This window comes from Tumidithrix elongata BACA0141 (genome assembly GCF_036349135.1).
Classification (GTDB): domain Bacteria; phylum Cyanobacteriota; class Cyanobacteriia; order Pseudanabaenales; family Pseudanabaenaceae; genus Tumidithrix; species Tumidithrix elongata.
In genome coordinates this window covers 1-17298 of the sequence record NZ_JAZBJZ010000115.1, presented here as the reverse complement: position 1 = coordinate 17298, position 17298 = coordinate 1, and the positions used below count along the sequence as shown (strand labels likewise).

The 17298-nt window shown below is 44.0% G+C and carries 23 protein-coding genes; 11 read left to right on the top strand and 12 right to left on the bottom strand.

The features are described from left to right. The 4 genes from V2H45_RS20800 to V2H45_RS20785 form a co-directional block, all read right to left on the bottom strand. Window positions 1-228 (bottom strand): hypothetical protein (locus V2H45_RS20800; RefSeq protein WP_330485604.1); only part of this gene is annotated, 228 nt, incomplete at its 3' end. Between the two features lie 240 nt (window positions 229-468). Beyond that, entirely contained in the window at window positions 469-933 is a 465-nt protein-coding gene (locus V2H45_RS20795) for a nuclease A inhibitor family protein (RefSeq protein ID WP_330485603.1), read from the bottom strand. Window positions 934-1068: 135 nt separating this feature from the next. After that, the gene (locus V2H45_RS20790) at window positions 1069-1419 is read right to left on the bottom strand and encodes a type II toxin-antitoxin system RelE/ParE family toxin (protein ID WP_330485602.1); all 351 of its coding nucleotides are present in this window, start codon (window positions 1417-1419) and stop codon (window positions 1069-1071) included. Then, window positions 1412-1702, bottom strand: a complete 291-nt coding sequence (locus tag V2H45_RS20785; protein WP_330485601.1) for a hypothetical protein — start codon at window positions 1700-1702, stop codon at window positions 1412-1414. Before V2H45_RS20785 ends, V2H45_RS20790 begins: the two co-directional genes overlap by 8 nt. A 241-nt stretch (window positions 1703-1943) precedes the next feature. Between V2H45_RS20785 and V2H45_RS20780 the strand changes: the two genes are divergently transcribed. Both V2H45_RS20780 and V2H45_RS20775 read left to right on the top strand, forming a co-directional pair. After that, complete coding sequence (locus tag V2H45_RS20780) at window positions 1944-2207, top strand: type II toxin-antitoxin system Phd/YefM family antitoxin (RefSeq protein WP_330485600.1); 264 nt, start codon at window positions 1944-1946, stop codon at window positions 2205-2207. Then, window positions 2191-2448 (top strand): Txe/YoeB family addiction module toxin, encoded by a 258-nt coding sequence (locus V2H45_RS20775; protein WP_330485599.1) that lies wholly within the window; start codon window positions 2191-2193, stop codon window positions 2446-2448. The genes V2H45_RS20780 and V2H45_RS20775 overlap by 17 nt, the downstream gene beginning before the upstream one ends. A 198-nt stretch (window positions 2449-2646) precedes the next feature. Here the strand turns inward: V2H45_RS20775 and V2H45_RS20770 are convergent, their stop codons facing one another. After that, window positions 2647-3240: a Uma2 family endonuclease gene (locus tag V2H45_RS20770; RefSeq protein ID WP_330485598.1), complete on the bottom strand. Its 594-nt coding sequence runs from the start codon at window positions 3238-3240 to the stop codon at window positions 2647-2649. Here V2H45_RS20770 and V2H45_RS20765 point away from each other — a divergent pair. Beyond that, complete coding sequence (locus V2H45_RS20765; protein WP_330485597.1) at window positions 3239-3394, top strand: hypothetical protein; 156 nt, start codon at window positions 3239-3241, stop codon at window positions 3392-3394. The two genes, V2H45_RS20770 and V2H45_RS20765, sit on opposite strands and share 2 nt — an antisense overlap. Window positions 3395-3611: 217 nt before the next feature. Here V2H45_RS20765 and V2H45_RS20760 read toward each other — a convergent pair whose 3' ends face one another. From V2H45_RS20760 to V2H45_RS20745, 4 genes are all read right to left on the bottom strand, one after another. Then, window positions 3612-5195 (bottom strand): sodium:solute symporter family transporter, encoded by a 1584-nt coding sequence (locus V2H45_RS20760; protein ID WP_330485596.1) that lies wholly within the window; start codon window positions 5193-5195, stop codon window positions 3612-3614. After that, the gene (locus V2H45_RS20755) at window positions 5192-5587 is read right to left on the bottom strand and encodes a DUF485 domain-containing protein (RefSeq protein ID WP_330485595.1); all 396 of its coding nucleotides are present in this window, start codon (window positions 5585-5587) and stop codon (window positions 5192-5194) included. Before V2H45_RS20755 ends, V2H45_RS20760 begins: the two co-directional genes overlap by 4 nt. Further along, the gene (locus tag V2H45_RS20750) at window positions 5563-5769 is read right to left on the bottom strand and encodes a hypothetical protein (RefSeq protein WP_330485594.1); all 207 of its coding nucleotides are present in this window, start codon (window positions 5767-5769) and stop codon (window positions 5563-5565) included. The genes V2H45_RS20755 and V2H45_RS20750 overlap by 25 nt, the downstream gene beginning before the upstream one ends. Window positions 5770-5924: 155 nt before the next feature. Beyond that, window positions 5925-6494, bottom strand: a complete 570-nt coding sequence (locus V2H45_RS20745; protein WP_408648853.1) for an NUDIX domain-containing protein — start codon at window positions 6492-6494, stop codon at window positions 5925-5927. Window positions 6495-6658: 164 nt separating this feature from the next. On the opposite strand from V2H45_RS20745, the gene V2H45_RS20740 reads away from it, so the two are divergent. Beyond that, window positions 6659-6928: a hypothetical protein gene (locus tag V2H45_RS20740; protein ID WP_330485592.1), complete on the top strand. Its 270-nt coding sequence runs from the start codon at window positions 6659-6661 to the stop codon at window positions 6926-6928. A 30-nt stretch (window positions 6929-6958) separates the two neighbouring features. Here V2H45_RS20740 and radC read toward each other — a convergent pair whose 3' ends face one another. Both radC and V2H45_RS20730 read right to left on the bottom strand, forming a co-directional pair. Next, window positions 6959-7690 carry a RadC family protein gene (gene radC / locus V2H45_RS20735; RefSeq protein ID WP_330485591.1) on the bottom strand — a complete coding sequence of 244 codons (732 nt, stop codon included), beginning with the start codon at window positions 7688-7690 and terminating at the stop codon, window positions 6959-6961. Next, the gene (locus V2H45_RS20730; protein WP_330485590.1) at window positions 7687-9177 is read right to left on the bottom strand and encodes a hypothetical protein; all 1491 of its coding nucleotides are present in this window, start codon (window positions 9175-9177) and stop codon (window positions 7687-7689) included. Before V2H45_RS20730 ends, radC begins: the two co-directional genes overlap by 4 nt. 516 nt (window positions 9178-9693) lie before the next feature. On the opposite strand from V2H45_RS20730, the gene nblS reads away from it, so the two are divergent. After that, window positions 9694-11766 (top strand): two-component system sensor histidine kinase NblS, encoded by a 2073-nt coding sequence (nblS, locus tag V2H45_RS20725; protein ID WP_330485589.1) that lies wholly within the window; start codon window positions 9694-9696, stop codon window positions 11764-11766. A 4-nt stretch (window positions 11767-11770) separates the two neighbouring features. Here the strand turns inward: nblS and V2H45_RS20720 are convergent, their stop codons facing one another. Then, window positions 11771-12463, bottom strand: coding sequence for a C40 family peptidase (locus V2H45_RS20720; protein WP_330485588.1), 693 nt, complete (start codon window positions 12461-12463; stop codon window positions 11771-11773). Window positions 12464-13185: 722 nt separating this feature from the next. On the opposite strand from V2H45_RS20720, the gene V2H45_RS20715 reads away from it, so the two are divergent. The 6 genes from V2H45_RS20715 (at window position 13186) to V2H45_RS20690 (ending at window position 17188) form a co-directional block, all read left to right on the top strand. After that, complete coding sequence (locus tag V2H45_RS20715; RefSeq protein WP_330485587.1) at window positions 13186-13563, top strand: hypothetical protein; 378 nt, start codon at window positions 13186-13188, stop codon at window positions 13561-13563. A gap of 57 nt (window positions 13564-13620) precedes the next feature. Then, window positions 13621-13788, top strand: a complete 168-nt coding sequence (locus V2H45_RS20710) for a hypothetical protein (protein ID WP_330485586.1) — start codon at window positions 13621-13623, stop codon at window positions 13786-13788. Window positions 13789-13812: 24 nt separating this feature from the next. Continuing rightward, window positions 13813-14790 (top strand): aspartate carbamoyltransferase catalytic subunit, encoded by a 978-nt coding sequence (locus tag V2H45_RS20705; RefSeq protein WP_330485585.1) that lies wholly within the window; start codon window positions 13813-13815, stop codon window positions 14788-14790. A 73-nt stretch (window positions 14791-14863) separates the two neighbouring features. Continuing rightward, on the top strand, window positions 14864-15520 hold the full coding sequence (gene nusB, locus V2H45_RS20700; protein ID WP_330485584.1) for a transcription antitermination factor NusB: 657 nt from the start codon (window positions 14864-14866) through the stop codon (window positions 15518-15520). 281 nt (window positions 15521-15801) lie between these two features. Continuing rightward, the gene (locus tag V2H45_RS20695) at window positions 15802-16245 is read left to right on the top strand and encodes a Fur family transcriptional regulator (RefSeq protein ID WP_330485583.1); all 444 of its coding nucleotides are present in this window, start codon (window positions 15802-15804) and stop codon (window positions 16243-16245) included. 319 nt (window positions 16246-16564) lie between these two features. Continuing rightward, window positions 16565-17188: a hypothetical protein gene (locus V2H45_RS20690; protein ID WP_330485582.1), complete on the top strand. Its 624-nt coding sequence runs from the start codon at window positions 16565-16567 to the stop codon at window positions 17186-17188. Window positions 17189-17298: the final 110 nt, after the last annotated feature.

The window sequence follows — 17298 nt, the reverse complement described above, 5'->3', positions numbered from 1 at the left end:
CTCAGTTTTAGGCTCTTTTTTTTCTCCACTTTCTCTCCCTGATGAATTATTCAGGATAACAAAGTTTTCAACTGGGTGATTCGGTTCGTAGTACTGACGTGTTAAGATTTTCACGCCCAAGAGCTTTTCTTTGATTTCGGTAGCTAGTAAATGCGTTACTTTGTTTGCCTGTTGCCTTTTAAGCGCATCAATTTGCAATAACTTATCGATGCGATCCTCTTTTGACAACTCTTCTCGCAAGTTATATGACCAATCCATACGGGTATAGGACTGTGGGACTGTACTACCAAATTGATTCTGTTTTAATATAAAATCAGGAACAGAAATGTCACTACTTCTAAGTAGGCTTTCTAGATCGAATCTTATATAGAAATCTGCTTTAGCCTGTAACGAGATATTGTCCCAGATTTGGAATGGGATTTTCTCGGATTTCCATCTTGCATGTTCCCAAAATTCTTTTTCCTTTTTTTAATCAGAGTCAAAAGGAGAAATATTCTTCCTGAGTCGTGCATTGAAATCTGCGTCAACTTCTGGAGCAACACCGATCCATTCACCGTCTGATGTTTCTGCCAAAATCAGTGGGAATGACTCAAATTTGTCTTCGGGACTATCGTACTTTTCTGCGATGTAAATTTCTACAGACTTACAATGCGATCGCAGAAAGTCAATAAATTCTAGCTGTTTGCTATCTTCTACCTGCATCTCCTCAGACAGGCTACCCTCTTGAAACTTAAGATTCTGTGGAAATACATTATCAATCTCAACCCGTTGAAGATACCCTTCTGATTGCAAGAGCTTATCTGGAGTTAGCTCACCGTTTTGTGACACTTCCCATACAAATGTCTCAATTGGATATTCGTTCTCAGTTCTATAAACCAAACCTTCAGAGATTTGCTGCAATTCTTCCAGTAATTGCGCTGTAGTTTCTATCATAATTACCTCTGTAATAATCTGATTTTATACTAAGTCTTTCAGTAAAGTAGCGATTCCTTGCAGGATGCGTCCTTCCGCAGAGCTAAGAAATTGATAGGCAATATTTCATGCTTCTACAGCAAAATTAGCCAATGTTTAATTATAGAACTCTTGGATAATTTTCTTGATTTCTGTTGCAGCCACATTGTCCTCATCAGATTTTGAGTAAATCAAGAGACATAAAATATCCTCAGAAGTTCTAATGTAGTAAATTAATCTGTAGCCGCCACTTTTGCCCCTTTGAGTATCACTATTTTTGATGCGAACTTTGAAAACTGTATAACCAGTGTTTTGAACTTGATCGCCAACGAAATCACCATTTTGAAGCTGATCTAAAATTGGTTGAATATCTAATTTAATCTGTCGATAACGCTTTGCCAAATCTCGAACTTGGCGTTTGAAAGTATCTGTAAACTGAACCTCAAATTTAGGGATATCACTAGACATCTATTCCAATCCAAAGCTCAGAGATATCGTGAACTCTTCCAGCTTTAGCATCTTGTAAAGACAGGCAGAGATCTTCTAAAATCTTTTCTTTAGGCTCGTCATAATCTTCGATCGCTTCAAAATCATCAACTTCCATTTTCGCCTGTAATTGCGAATGTCTTGCTCTAACAAACAAAAGAAAATCTAGAACCTCACCTAACACATAATCTGAGGTTTGTTCGATTTCTTGGATTAATGACTGTCTGACACTACTGCTTTGAGTAGTAGTTTCTGCATTTAACATCACTTTACCTCTGTAACAATCTGATTTTATACTAAATCTTTCAGTAAAGTAGCAATCGCGCGATCGGAGTTTATCACTGCTCTTGCCGCTTGAGTTTTGATAATTGCTAGCTGTTGTCTCAATAATGCGATCGCGAAGTTGAGAAATTGATAGGCGTCGTGGGTTGTTTAGGCTGAATTAAGAACGATCGCATGACAATGGATAAAAATGGTACAATTAGTTGTACGAGTTTAAGTATTCAATGAAAATTATTAATGCTAGCGAAGCGAGAGCTAATTTTTTTAGTCTGGTCGAACAAGTTAATAAAGATCACTTGCCAAGATTTATCACTAGTCGGCAAGGAGATGCAGTGCTACTCTCTAAAGCAGATTGGGAAAGCATTCAAGAAACTCTTTATCTACAATCTATTCCCAATTTAGTGGAATCCATTAGAAGTGCTGAACAAGCAGGCGATTGGATTTCTGAAAAGGAATTTATGGGAGCATTGAATGAACTGGAAGATTGAGTTTAGTCGCAATGTTCTTAAAGATGCCAAAAAGCTCAAGGCAGCTAACTTAGAATCTAATCTCAAATGTTTATTGGAAACTGTAAAAAATAATCCTTATGAACCTCCCTATGAAAAACTTTCAGGTAACTTAAAAGGCTATTTCTCTAGACGAATCAATATCAAGCATCGTCTAGTTTATTCGGTTAATGATGAGACTAAAACCATTAGGGTTGTCTCTGTTTGGTCTCATTATGAGTAGAAGGACGAAATCGGCACTCAATCCCCCAGCAAAGTAGCGATCGCGAGATCGGAGTAACTAAACAGCATCAACCAAATCAATCTTAATGCGCTTACCTACTGCTCTTGCTGCCTTATCTAAAGTCCGTAGAGTCACAGGTTCATACTCAGGATTAAGCAATCGATATTGCACGAAATAGTTTATGCGATCGCGAATCAATTAAGTAAAAATTTGGTCAATGGGACAAGAAAAGTCTGGAAGTAAAGGCGAAGTTAGGGTGTCGTTGGCAAATAGCGTAACTGCTAATTTCAGGATTCCATTTTCGCGGCGATAGATTTGAATTTGTGGCGATCGCCAATCGGCAATCCAACATTCCAAAACTCCACGGGATGAATAGAGTTTAAGCTTTAATTCGCGATCGCGTTTTTCATTTTCAGTTCCTGCCGATAGCACCTCGATCGCAAGATCGGGCGCACCCCGCAAATGTCCAGATCGATCTAGCAAAATCTCATACTTCTCTTTGCTCACCCATACCACATCAGGAATTACATCATCGCTATCGCCAAAAATTACACCTGCGCCCATAGCTGTTGCCCCTAATTTTGTGGCGATCGACCAAGCATCTAGGGCTGAAAAAAGTCTACCGCAGGTGGTTTGATGTTTCCAGTGAGGCGCTCTAGTCACGTAAAGCTCTCCATCAATAATTTCATAGCGTTTTCCGTCTTCAGGTAGCAGTTCTAGATCGGCACTCGTCCAACCTAGAGAATTTGCTGTGGGAGTAGATGAAGTGTCTGGGGCGATCGCTTGACTCATGTCAATGTACCTCTTTAGTCATTTAATTTTACACTTAATCTCCCAGTGGCGTCATAGCGATCGCCCATTGTCCTTACCTGTGGCTAATTTATGCAAGCGATCGCGATCGAGTAACGTGATTTTGGCTCTATCCATCACAATTAATCCTGCGTGACACAACTTATAGAGAACGCGGAATTAAAGATGATGAAGATCTGGCAGCCTATCTTGCATAGGTTCTCACGATCGCCAGAGGGTGAAGTATTCATTGCAATCTGCAAATATGTGGAAGTCTGAATGTGAGAGCCTGAAATTATGACATTCGCGATCGCTTGACCTCTTCCTCTAAATCCCTTCTTCTGACAAGAAGGGATTTAGGGTTTTTCTTGCTCTTAGATTTCTTCTAAGTCGAGAACGGAAATAGCAGCAGCTTCTTGACTGCTCATGCCTGTGTGAATGCGATGTTCCACTTCATCAAATTTAGCACTTGATGCAGGATCGTTTTCCAGTAGCGAAACAATGATTCCTACGGCAAAGGAGAGTGGAATTGAGACTAAACCCGGATTCTTTAAGGGAAAGAATGCGGTGGTTTGCTTGAGAATATCGATCTGAATGGTGGGGGATAGGTAGATCAGCACCAAGGATGATACCGTACCGACTACAATGCTTGTCACCGCACCGTTTGTGGTGAATTTGCGCCAAATCATCGACAGCAAAAGCGATGGGAAGTTGGCACTCGCAGCGATCGCAAAAGCAAGTCCCACCATATAGGCAACATTCTGTCCTTTGAACACAATGCCCAAAACAATGGCGACGACACCAAGTGCCATCGTTGCGGCTCTCGCCACTTTAAACTGCTCGTTTTCGTCAGCTTCCCCCTTGCGCACCACATTCACCCAGAGATCGTGGGAGAGCGTTGCTGCGCCTGAGAGGGTCAAGCCTGCTACCACTGCTAAAATCGTCGCAAAAGAAACCGCTGCGATAAATCCTAAAAAGGCATTACCACCAAGGGCTTCTGCTAGTAGGGGAGCTGCCATGTTGCCGCCCTTGTCAATTTTGGCAATTAAATCCTGTCCCACCAAAACCATTGAGCCAAAACCGAGAATGAAGGTGAGCAGATAGAAAAATCCAATAAACACCGTGGCATACATTACCGAAGTGCGAGCCGCTTTGGCGTCGGGTACGGTGTAAAAACGCATGAGAATGTGGGGTAGACCTGCGGTTCCTAACATCAGTGCCATGCCTAAAGAGATGGCATCTAGAGGCTCGGAAATCAGTTTGCCGGGTGCGAGTACCCCTGTACCATATTTGTCTGCCGCCGCAGTAAACAGATTGAGCGGATTAAAGCCAAACTTGGAGAGCACCAGTACCGACAGCAAAATTGTACCGCCCAGTAAAAGCACCGCCTTAATAATCTGTACCCATGTGGTGGCGATCATGCCGCCAAAAATTACATAGGCAAGCATGACACCGCCAACCAGCAACACGGCGATTTCGTAGTCCAGCCCAAACAGCAGCTTGATCAGGTTTCCTGCGCCTACCATTTGTGCGATCAGATAGAAACTGACCACTGCCAGCGTGCCGATCGCTGCGGCAATCCGTACAGGGGTTTGACGCAAACGAAAGGCAACCACATCGGCAAAGGTGTATTTACCGAGGTTCCGCAGGGGCTCTGCAATCAGAAACAGAACCAAGGGCCAACCCACGAGAAAACCGATGGAATAAATCAAGCCATCAAAGCCTTTGAGCGCGACCAGTCCAGCAATTCCCAAAAAGCTGGCAGCGCTCATGTAGTCACCTGCCAGTGCCAAGCCGTTTTGAAAGCCACTGATACTTTGCCCTGCGGTATAAAAATGGGAGGTATTTTTCGTTTTACCCGCAGCCCAGTAGGTAATACCGAGCGAAGAGAGGACAAAAATCACAAAGAATGCGATCGCGAGTGGATTAAATTGACCGACTGTTGTTGTGCTATTCATCCTTCCCCTCCATGGTCCGTTTCATTGTTTGCTTCGTCTTGGGTCAGGTCGGGTGTGAGGTTCTCCGCTGTGCTTGCAGTTGTGGAAGCCTTTGTGGAATTTGAGGACTGATTCCGCAAGCCTGCCTGTAACTCGGCGACATGGACATCGTAGACATTGTTTGCCCAAGTCACATAAACATAGGTAAGCAACCATACTGCCGCGATCGTTAAAGCCCCCAACAAAATCCCTAACGACAGTCCGGGGACAATGGGCGTAGCTAATAATGATTTGTCATAGGCAATCAGTAGAATAAACCCGAAGTAAATGACCATCATGATGGCCGTGAGCCACATAGAGATGCGCCAGCGATCGCTGGCGACATCATCTAGCGTTTTTGCGCGATTTTCCATGAATTTTGTGGTAGAAAGTTTTGTAAAAAAGTTGTTTTATGCAGCCATAACTCAAACGTGAATTCGATCGCTTCCATTCGCGCCACACAAAGCAGGGTAAGGAATTTAGGCGCATGGCGATCGCAGGGTTCTTTCAGCGCATAGCAGCGCAGATCGCGTTCAGTTATGGGTAGGGGTGACAATCCCCACTTGCCTATCTAACTACAAGAGCGCTTAAATATCTTCAAACCTTAACGATATTTACGAATGCTCAGATTTTGCGGAATTAGCATAAAAACTAGGAGAAATCGAGAATAAGCGCTCATATTCAGTGTTTTCTCGATTTAGGCTTAATTATTTATTCCATTGCCCGAAAGATTTCTGCGAAGGTTGATCGCCATTCCAAAAGTATGGCGCGGCATTGTAAACATTTGAGTGCTTGCAGCAAGCGATTCACTCCTACGGGCGTGACAGGATAGGTGTCGATTTGGAATTCAGGTGGAAACTTTACGGTGCTTTCAATTTGAGCGACAAAGCCATAGAGTTTCTGATTAGAGAAGGAACTATTCACTGCCCAACCTTCGGTGTTGAGGGAAATTAGTTGCGCGATCGCATCGGATTCAATTCCTAACTCTCGCCTCAGAACCGCGATCGCTGCCTGTTCGGGATTTTGACCTTCTGCGACTCGCCCGCCCGGAAAATCTAAGGTCACCCTTCCGATGCCCGGACGAAAGCTGGGAGGGGGCAATAGAATCCGATCGCCTTGAATTGGTAGAACGATCGCGGAATCTGCTTTCTCAATTCGCCAATATTCCAAGATTTCGCCGCGATCGTCTTGCAGGTGTTCGCCAATCAGCGTCATCCAGCGCGAATGTAGTTCTAAAAAGCGATCGCGGGTTTGCCAGTCTTTTGGAGGTGGGGTTAACATTTCAGGGGATGAAAAGCAGGCTGTAAAGTTTTGCAAAAATAATTAACTTCACGGTATTCCGTAAAATAGGATACAGAAATAAATAAAAATTTGACATTCAAATTTAACCTTCAGCCTGTGAGCAGAGGGTGTATTTTTCATGAGTAAATATGAAGGAGCTTACAATGAACCCAGTTGCAGAAATTTTGTTGGAACAAGTAACTTGTGCCCAAGAGATAGGAAAACAAATTTTGGCGATCAGCGGCTTAGACTCAGACGGGGTAGCTTATGCCTTTGCGACACCTGACACCTTGGTAATTGACTGTAAAGATTATGCAACCGCATGGCAATTTGACGAAGAGCAATATAAATTACAAGCCGCGATCGCAGGCATCAAGTCTTCCATCCAAACAATTTTGATCGAAAAAACGGGAAAACCAATGTATTGCTGGTAGTTGTGGGTTATTTATCGCCCCAAAACCTTTTTAGTCCCCCTGAGCATGCTCCTTCCACAGGGATGTAACTTCGCGGATGCTCGTAAAGCTACCATTACCTAAAATTAAATGATCGAGCAAAGGAATGCTGAGCATCCGTGCAGCTTCTAGTAACTGACGCGTAAGAGCGATATCCTCTGGACTCGGATCGGTATTCCCAGAAGGGTGATTGTGGGCAAGAATCAGCTTCACAGCACCACTTTTTAGGACTTCTCGAAAGATATCGCGAGGATGGGCTAGGGTTTCTGTCGCCGTGCCGACGGTAATCACTCGTTGTGCCATGATGCGATTTTTATTGTCTAGCATCAAGACTGCCAAGCGCTCTTGGGGTTGCCACATCAAATCTTGACTGAGCGCTGCCACCGCCACAGATGGATCGGTAATCTCGGCACGATCGGGAGGTTTAGCATAAAGCGATCGCTTGCCTAACTCAATCGCTGCCAAAATTGTGGTTGCTTTGGCAGGCCCAACCCCTTCAATCTGCATTAATTCCTGCGGCGATACCTTTTGTAGCCCTGCGACAGGATCGTTAAAATCCCTGCCTATGGTTTGTAAGATCAATTGCCCCAGCCCAACGGCTGAGAGCTTTCCAGCCCCCTGTCCCGTACCCAGCAAAATTGCAATTAACTCCGCTGAGGATAAACTCCTCACACCCTGACTTAAGAGCCTTTCCCTCGGACGCTCCGAGGTCACCATGTCAGCGATACGGAGGGAATAGGTCATAGTGACTTAAACAGATACTCGCAAATGGCAGTTTCAACTTCCGCAGCATTGGGGATTGGGCGTACGCGATCGCCACAGGTTGTAATAAATTCTGGCTTCTGCGTTCCTTTGGTTTTAAGCTGTTTGAGTTCAGCCTGTGTCGCCGCGCTAATTTGACTAATTACGCCCTCAACCTTGACCTGTTTTTGGAACTGCCCCGTAATTTGCGCAAGATTTTGCTTATAGAGACCAATACGTTTCTCTACTGCCGCGTAATTTGGCGCTTCTTTAGGGATCTTTTCGAGTAAAGCGATCGCCTCTTGCCACTTGGTTTGAGCAGATTTCCATACTTCCGATTTGTGCGGTGCATTTTGGACGATGACACTTGCCTCATGTCCTAATTTCATGGCATCAGCTTCGAGCGTATCGGTTTTGACAGGGGCAGAAGTTGGAGAAGCGGTAGGCGTTGGTGTAGCTTTTCCGGGGGTAGGAGTGGGTTTAGGTTTCCCGAGGGCTGGAGTGGGTTTCGTCGCAGATGCCAGCTTTTTATCAATCGCTTTCAACTTGTCTTGGATTTGCCCGATTTCGGCTTGAGCTTCTTCATAGGGAGACCCGGGTCGCTCGGGAATTTCCTCTAACTTTGCGATCGCAGCACTCAGTTGAGATTTAGCATCATTTAACGCTTCCTTTTTACTCAACTGGTTTGGATCGGGAATTTTTGACGTAATCTCCTTAGCCTCAGTCAGCTTTTGCTCTTGATTGGAGCGATCCCAAAGAAACCAGCCACCACCAGCGGCAAGAATGGCAATAAGAATCGCGATCGGGATAGCCGAGAATTTCTTCTTTGGTGGCTGACTTGATGATTCCTCTTTAGATGATTTTTTCGCGTTCAAGTTAGGATTTTGGTTATTATTTTGACTGTGGTTTGAATTGACAGAAAGATCGGGGTCGTTTTGCAAATCTAAATCGGGATAGTCATAGCTATCCAAAATAGGAACTGAATCCTTGGCAAGCTTGGCGGGCTTAGCGGGAACAGTTGGCTCCGAAACTTCTAATATATCTGAAGGGGGCTGGGTGGTTTCTTTCTCAGTAGATCGATCAAAAAACTCTGTTTCGGCTGTAATTTCTGATAGTTCTGAAGTCAAACTTTCCTCATCGAGCTTATCTTTAACCGCAGGAGGCTCTTTTAAACTAAGTTCGCGATCGAGGTCATCGTCGATGTCAAGCTCAATCAGAGGAAGCGCTGGTCGAATTTCGCCTCTCTGTTGCCATTCAGGTTGTTTTGCCCCAGCAACTCTGCCATAGATGATAAAATCATCCGCGTTTTGAATGGGTAATTTCTCAAGACTTTTCTGGACTAACTCCATGAGTAGGGAATAGTCCACATCGTTATCTTGAGCTCTTGTCGTCAAGACGTGCAACTGAGACCCCTTCCGCTTCACCTGAATTTTGACTTTATAGAAATTCAGGTCTGTTTGCAGAGCCTTAGCAATTTCAGTTTCATCCATCTTGATACCCTCTTGTTTGCAGAAATTTGCCAGAAATTTGCTAGAAATAGTAAATGAAAATTGCGAAAATGCCTACAACAAAATTTTGGAGACATGATTGGATAGTTTGGTTACACATTACCCGTCACTTGAACTCATCACCTGAATCAGTGTCTAAAATAAGTGCTTTATTTAACCAACGCAGTTTGTACACTACTACTGCCATCTAAGTCAAATATTTCATGTTAAATCTTGTCTCCTCTGCCCCAGTATTTTAAGCTATTTTCTATTTTTTGCCTAAGCGATTCCCTTCAGGATGCATACTGCCGCGCCAAAATTTAAATTTAGCAAGCATGTAGCAAGCGCAAATTCTTTGGTATCTTCCTGCCAACATACAGACCAATCAGCAGATAAGACATTTCTAAACATGAATAGAGTAGTGACAGGTATAAATAACAATCCCATGCCAAAATATACCTAAGCTAAAAAAATTTTTGTTTTTTTCAAAACCCTGCGTTAAAACAAATACCAAACATTGTGATTGATTTCTTATCTCAGAACTACGCAACGATACGGCGATGGTGGGCAGAGTTTTCATTACAAACCAAACTCATGGCATTGGTGACCTTGATGGTGTCGCTGTTAATGAGTGCTGTGACATTTTGGGCTGTTAATGATATTCAACTGGATGCTCGGCTGAGCGATACAAGATTTGGTAAGGATCTAGGACTACTTTTAGCTGCAAATGTATCTCACCTAATTGCGGAGAATAATTTGCCTGAGGTAGCAAGACTCTCAAAGGAGTTTTATGACAGAAGTTCGAGCATTCGTTACATTATCTATGCCGATCCAGGCGGCGAAATTTATTTTGGGATTCCCTTTGCTGCCAATGAAGTCCAAAGTTCTCTCAGCATTCGGCGGCGCATTCAAATTCCTGACGATCCTAAAGCTCGACCCGATCGCCCCTTAGTTCGCCAACATTCTTCGCCTCAGGGAGAGGTCACGGATGTTTTTGTCAGGCTTACCTATCAAGATAAACCTCTGGGTACCCTAGCGATCGGAATCAATCCCAACCCTGCGGCAGTGGTTTCATCGGGTTTGACGTTAGATGTAACTACAGCCGTGTTTGTTTCAATTTGGGCAATGGTGATTTTAGGCGCAGCCTCCAACGCTGTTACCATTACCAAACCGATTAAAGAACTCGTGGCAGGGGTAAAAAGCATTGCTAGCGGGAACTTTAAACAACAAATCGATCTACCCTTTGGTGGCGAACTGGGCGAGCTAATTCGGAATTTTAACGAGATGGCAAAGCGCTTAGAAAACTATGAAGAACAAAATATCGAGGAACTCACGGCAAGTAAAGCCAAGCTAGAAACTCTAGTGTCAACGATCGCTGACGGAGCAATTTTACTCGACGCAGAAATGAAAGTGGTCTTGGCGAATCCTGCCGCGATCAAGATACTAGGATGGGAGCAACTCTGTGGTGATGCAGGCGAACTCAGTGGTGTCATCGGCACGAGTATCTTGAATGTCTTGCCTGCCCATTTGAGCGAAGAGATTTCCCGCCCCCTGTTGCAAATCGCCACAGGAGAAAAAGCTGGAGGCGAAATTCGATTCATGGCATCAGGGGATTCTAGCGAAGCAGGTGCGTTTAACCACTCTCTTCGCCTCTGGATTACTACTGTGGTTGGTGCGAACAACACGATCAAGGGCATTGCGATGACGGTGCAAGATATCACCCGAGAAGTTGAATTAAATGCTGCCCAGAGTCGGTTTATTAGCAATGTCAGTCACGAACTCCGCACGCCGCTTTTTAATATCAAATCCTTTATCGAGACTTTGCATGAATATGGGGACGAGCTATCCTCAGAGCAGAGAAGCGAGTTTCTCGACACGGCGAACCATGAAACCGATCGCCTGACTCGCCTAGTCAATGACGTTCTCGATCTATCTCGCCTTGAATCTGGTCGTCAGTATCGTTTTGATAGTACCGACTTAATTCAAACGATCGAGCAAACCCTGCGCACCTATCAACTTAACGCCCGTACAAAAGGCATTGAGTTGCGTCAAGAAATTGCCCCCAATCTGGCGAGAGTTTGGGGCAACTACGATTTACTGCTACAAGTGCTTTCCAATCTTGTGGGCAATGCGCTCAAATTTACGAATTCGGGCGGTCAAGTGACGATTCGCGCTTACAACTGGCAAGAACAAAATGCTGCCTTACCCCACCGCTCTGTCAATCGAGTGCGCGTAGAAATCGCTGATACGGGCATTGGGATTGCCCCTGAAGATCAAAAACGTATCTTCGATCGCTTCTTTCGGGTGGAAAACCGCGTACATACCCTAGAAGGAACTGGCTTGGGGCTATCGATTGTGCGCAATATTATTGAGAAGCATCACAGTGCGGTACAAATCAAAAGCGAAGTAGGTGTGGGTACAACGTTCTGGTTTGACTTGAGTATTTTTCAAGACAAATGCGATCTTGAGATTGGCGATCACATTGTTGAGGTTGATACTCAAACGACTTCAGAGATTCTTGCGAATATCCCCGTTGAGAATATGCTCATTGAGAATATGCCCATTGAGAGTAATGTGGAGAGTCTCGTCTAGGCGTCTAACAGAATTTAGGGCTATAACACTGGGTAACGCGACCTGCTCCCCTTAGTTGGGCGGCATACCATAGTGAAGCGCGATCGCTTCCTGACAGCGAACTAATGGCAATGCCGTTGTGTCCGTGCTCTTGCCCCGAACTGTGAATATACTGCCCCTCCCCCAAATGCATCCCCACATGGGTGGCTTTGGTCGGATTTCCAAAAAAGATAAAGTCGCCGCGCTGCAAATTTTCTAAAGCGATGGGTTCTAAAAAAGCCTCTTGTTGGTAAGCATCCCGTGGCAGCCAAATGCCCACAGAGACAAAGGCAGCTTGCATTAAGCCCGAGCAGTCAAAATCAGGCGGAACTGTGCCTCCCCAAAGGTATTGATTCGGATGCTGCATGGCTCTTTGCATGTAAGCGATCGCATCGTCAATTTTTGCTGAAATCTCAGTTGGTGTGAGGAATTGGGGTATATAGCCCGTTCCTGCGATCGCTTGTAAATTCGTCAAATCTTCGTTATGGATAAAACCTTCATAGCCATCTTCGAGCAAAGCGATTTGTTTGGGACTGCGATCGGGACTTTGCGATTCATCTTGAGTTTCAGGTTCGCGAAATACTAAATACCGTCCTGCCGCCATTTGGGTTGCTAGACGCTCTAGTTGTGGCGAGTCGTAGATATTAATATCCGTAATGCTGCGATACTGCATAGCCATTGATTAACCCTTATAAAAACTCAGTGAGTCCGATAGAAGGCTACCAGACTCACGCAGAAATATAATTCACTATGTGGGGTTAACTAGGGTTTACAACGGTTGGCTAATTGAACGAACTATCCTTTTCTTTAATCTCAATAACTTTGAGGTAGTCGATCTTTAGGTCTTTTCATTTCTAACTTCTTCCCAGCAATTCCCTAGAACTGAATAAGTAATAAAGGGAAAATGTTCTAGTCATTGCTTAGCACCAGCATTACCAACCTGCCTACTACTATGACACTTCATCCTTGCTTGGCTTTTAAACTGTCCTAAACCTGCTGTATCTAATTTGTTTAACTAGATTCTTACGAGCGTAGTTGCAACTTTAAATCAACAGAAACTAAGACATCAAACAACCAAATAGTAGTACAGTGCTAGTAACATTTACACCAATCAAACACCAAGGAGAAATTAGTAAATGTACTCGAACTACAAAGACACAAAACTAATAAGAAAGATATTGCTTAATTAGCTCAGCGCTTGGTTTGGGGAGGAGGCACTGCCCAAAACCGCTTGTTTCTATGTGCCTGTATTTACAATATTAAATCGCCCTCAAAAGTGCAAGGATTTTAATATAAGTTTATATTCAAGCAATGATGGGACTGAATCTAAACATCCATTGCAAAAACTGTTTAAGATAGGTATTTCTAGATATTTACGCACAAAGATCAGGAACTCAATCTATGTCTCGTCCCGCACCAAAATTCACGATTAATCTTGCCGAAGGCTCGGTTTCCATTGGTAGTTTCTCGGCTGAAGCTGCCCGTGAATTGCAAGCCCAGCTCAATCAACTCATGGAAAGGCTTAAACTCGTTTCGGCAAAACCAAGTGCCGAACAGTCTGGAACCAAGGTAAAAGCTGCACCTCAGCCCCCCCTAGAATATCGCCACATTGGGGAGGTGTTTTTAGAAGTGTTTTGCAACCCTAATATCTGGGCAACGCCCTTTGCCGCTAAAGTCCTGATTACGGTTAGAGATGAGAGAATTAGAATCACCACCGAGGCAAGCTTAAATCGATTGCTTGAAGACGTGAGTCAATATCTTGAAGCCGTAGAAGGTTAAACCAGCATCCCCAAAATCGTAGATAATATAATCTCAACCCACTACATAGCGATCCCCGTGCTTTTCTTTCGTCAGTTCATTGCTCCACTTCTGATCTTTTTGACTTTTATGTTTACCTTGGTATTGGTAAGCTCCCGCGCCTTTTTACCAAGTGATATGGTTGAGCCTGCCCCTATTGGTATGTTGCCAACGGGTGCGATCGCTCAAATTGTTCGATTCAGATAACCACACACATTTCTAAACACTATAATGGCTGAGGTTAGCTGGCGGCGACATGTAATTTCTCTGGCAGATTTTACGATCGCCGATTATGAATTAGTGCTACAGACAGCCCTGAGTTTTCGCGAGGTGCTATCTCGACGCAATAAAAAAGTGCCTACCCTTCAGGGAAAAGTGGTAGCCAACTTGTTTTTTGAATCTTCTACCCGCACGCGCAATAGCTTTGAACTGGCGGCAAAACGGCTATCGGCAGATACGCTAAATTTTTCGCCTGGGACTTCGTCGTTATCTAAGGGTGAAACGATTTTAGATACTGCCCGCACGTTTCTTGCCATGGGCACAGATATTATGGTGATTCGGCATCAGGCTGCGGGTGTGCCGACCGCGATCGCGCGGGATATGGATCTATTAGGCGGTAAAGTCGCTGTCTTGAATGCGGGGGACGGCAAGCACGAGCACCCTTCTCAAGCCTTGCTCGATCTACTTACGCTCTGTACTTACTTAAATCCAAGTAACCCTACAGCTAAAGAGATGAAGGGCAAAAAAGTCGCGATCGTGGGGGATATTCTGCATTCACGGGTGGCAAGATCGAATTTATGGAGTTTAGTCACCACGGGTGCGGACGTGCATTTGGTTGCCCCACCCACCCTATTGCCTGTCGAATTTGCTGAATATGGGGTCAAGATCCATCACACCCTTGGCAACGCCCTTGAGGATGCAGATTTTGTCATGACCTTACGCCTACAAACCGAACGCATGGGACAGTTTTTAATCCCCAGTTTGCGAGAATATCACGCGCAGTTTGGCATTACCCGCGATCGCTTGGCTAAATGTGCCCCCAACGTGCAAGTGCTTCACCCTGGTCCCGTAAATCGAGGCGTAGAAATTAGCTCAGATCTGATGGACGACCCCCGTTTGAGTCTGATTGAAAAGCAAGTCACCAATGGCGTCGCCATTCGGATGAGTTTGTTATATCTGCTTGGTTCATCGGGTAGTGATAAGGTGTAGTGATAAGGTGTAAAGAGGAATCAGCGATCGAGCGATAGATCGCCCCATTTTTGTTGTTTATTGAGCGTTTTCTATGCAAGCCCGACATGTTGCCCGCGAACTGGCACTTTTGAGTATTCATCAACTGCCTACGCAGCCAGAAAATTTGGCAACCAAAACCATCGATGAAATGGTCACCGCTGTGGTGCGATCGCTCACCGATGAAGTCAAAGAAATGTTGCTAACGGCTAGCGTCGAGTTGCAACGCGGGCAAGACAAAATGCTCAATAGCGAGACACGGGTGGATGACCCCAAGGTTGATATTAAGTCAGCCCAAGTCATGGTTAGAGATGCGATTAACTTGACCGAGGCGGCAATTAACCGCGTGGGCACAGCTTTAGAATTTCCACTCATGCTCCAGATTTCGCGCCAAACTGAGATTCGCAGTTATGCACTGGAGCTATTAAACACCGTGCATAAGCAGCGATCGCTGATCGATGCCACAATCGGGAATGCTTTGATTGATTGGCAGCTCAACCGCTTGGCACAGGTCGATCAGGATATTTTGCGTTTAGCCACGGCTGAAATTATGTACCTCGATGTCCCCAAACAGGTTGCGATTAATGAAGCCGTAGAACTCGCTAAGCGTTACAGTACCGAGGATGGCTATCGGTTTATCAATGGCGTACTGCGACGCATTTTAGAGCAGATGCGTGAGGCGACCCAATCTGCAACTTCAGAGCGATCGTAATTTTTTAGGTGAGTGCAAAAGAATAAGATCCTCGACTTTTTGCCTGACTGATGCAGCGAATCTTTGGTTTTACAGAAAAAGTCAAGGATCTCTGTATCTACAAAAAATTTAATCCCTAGATCTATCCTACGAGTTGTGTCATCTCCTCGACGAAATTGTTATGCTATTACTTATCTCTAAGGAAAATAGATCTAAACTTATTGCGTTAAAGCGACTACACACAAAAGTTTCCCTATATATTTAGTGAAATCTTCTACATAACAATTTCTTGATGACCTCAAATGACTAAGATGGAACTCAACAATACAGACACTCTAGACAGCACCCTCCACCGCTGCCAAGAGTTGGGTATGCGAGTCAGCCGTCAACGTCGCTTTGTTTTAGAGTTGTTGTGGGAAACAGGCGAACATCTCTCAGCAAGAGAAATTTACGATCGCCTCAATCATCTGGGCAAACCGATCGGGCATACGTCCGTTTATCAAAACTTGGAAGCTTTAGCTGCGAAAGGCATTATTGAATGCGTCGAGCGATCAGATGGCAGGCTCTACGGCAATATTAGCGAACCTCACAGCCACGTTCACTGTACGGATACCAATCAGATTCTCGATGTCAAAGTCGAACTTCCTTTAGAACTGATTAAGCAAGTGGAAGCTCAAACAGGAACTGTAATCTCTGACTATCGGATCGAGTTTTTTGGGCATCGCACAGCCACGAGTGTTGATTAAGAAAATAAAGAATTTCACCCATACTACTGAGAATAGTGGCAACAACGCTTGAAAAGCCCACGATTTGTCAACTTTTTGACGAATTAAGAAAATTACAAGTCAAAATGAGAGTTGCTGAATCCAAGGTAACACTCAAGAAAAAGAACTAAGGTTTGGTAGATCCTAAAGGATTATCTATATTCCACTACACTAAATCCAGAAAAAATAGCGTTGGTTTACCTAAAAAAACAATGAAATAAAAATTCATTGCTATTCACTGCTATTCACTTGTAGACTTGAATAAAATTCTCGCCTCAACCCAAAGCTATTTTCATTAACAATGAAACATTTTTATCTAGATAAGGCTTCTCTGCTTTTTTTTAGTGCAATTTTACTGTCAGTTTTGCCTTCTCCTGCATCAGCAGCAGTTTTCAATTCTGTCAAAATGCACACCTATCAAAATGAGGTTGTGATTGCACAAGCTGTAAGTAACCGCATATATCGAGTAGAAACTGTGTATGGGGCTGGTCATATCTTTGTGAGAGCTGTAAACGATTCGGACACAGGATTTGAGGCTTTTTATACTAATAAAATAGGAAGCAAAGTTGGCGATCGGGTGTCAATACAGACCAATCCTAATATTAATAATGGGACGTCAACTATTACTAATCTTAGGACAGGCTTGAGTTCGCCGGTTACTACTACAAGCATAGCCACGATTTCCCCAACTCGATTTAAGATTGAAACTGTTTATTCAGATGGGCATATTTTTGCAAGATCCATAAGCAATAAAAGCAATGGATATGAGATTTTTTATTCCAATTCAATAGGAAGCAGTGTTGGAAATATAGTATCAATTGAAACAAATCCTTCTGTTAATAACGGGACGTCAACTATTACTGATCTTGAGACAAACCAGAGTTCGCCAATTTCCAGAAAAACCTATATAAAAGTTGCAAATTAAGTAGGGCTTCCTGAAAAAATCTACAGAGTGAATTAAGAAGTCACACAGCTATAAATGCGCCAATTCAAGGATGAAATGCAACGCCTAGAGATCTTTGCGTAAAGGGACTC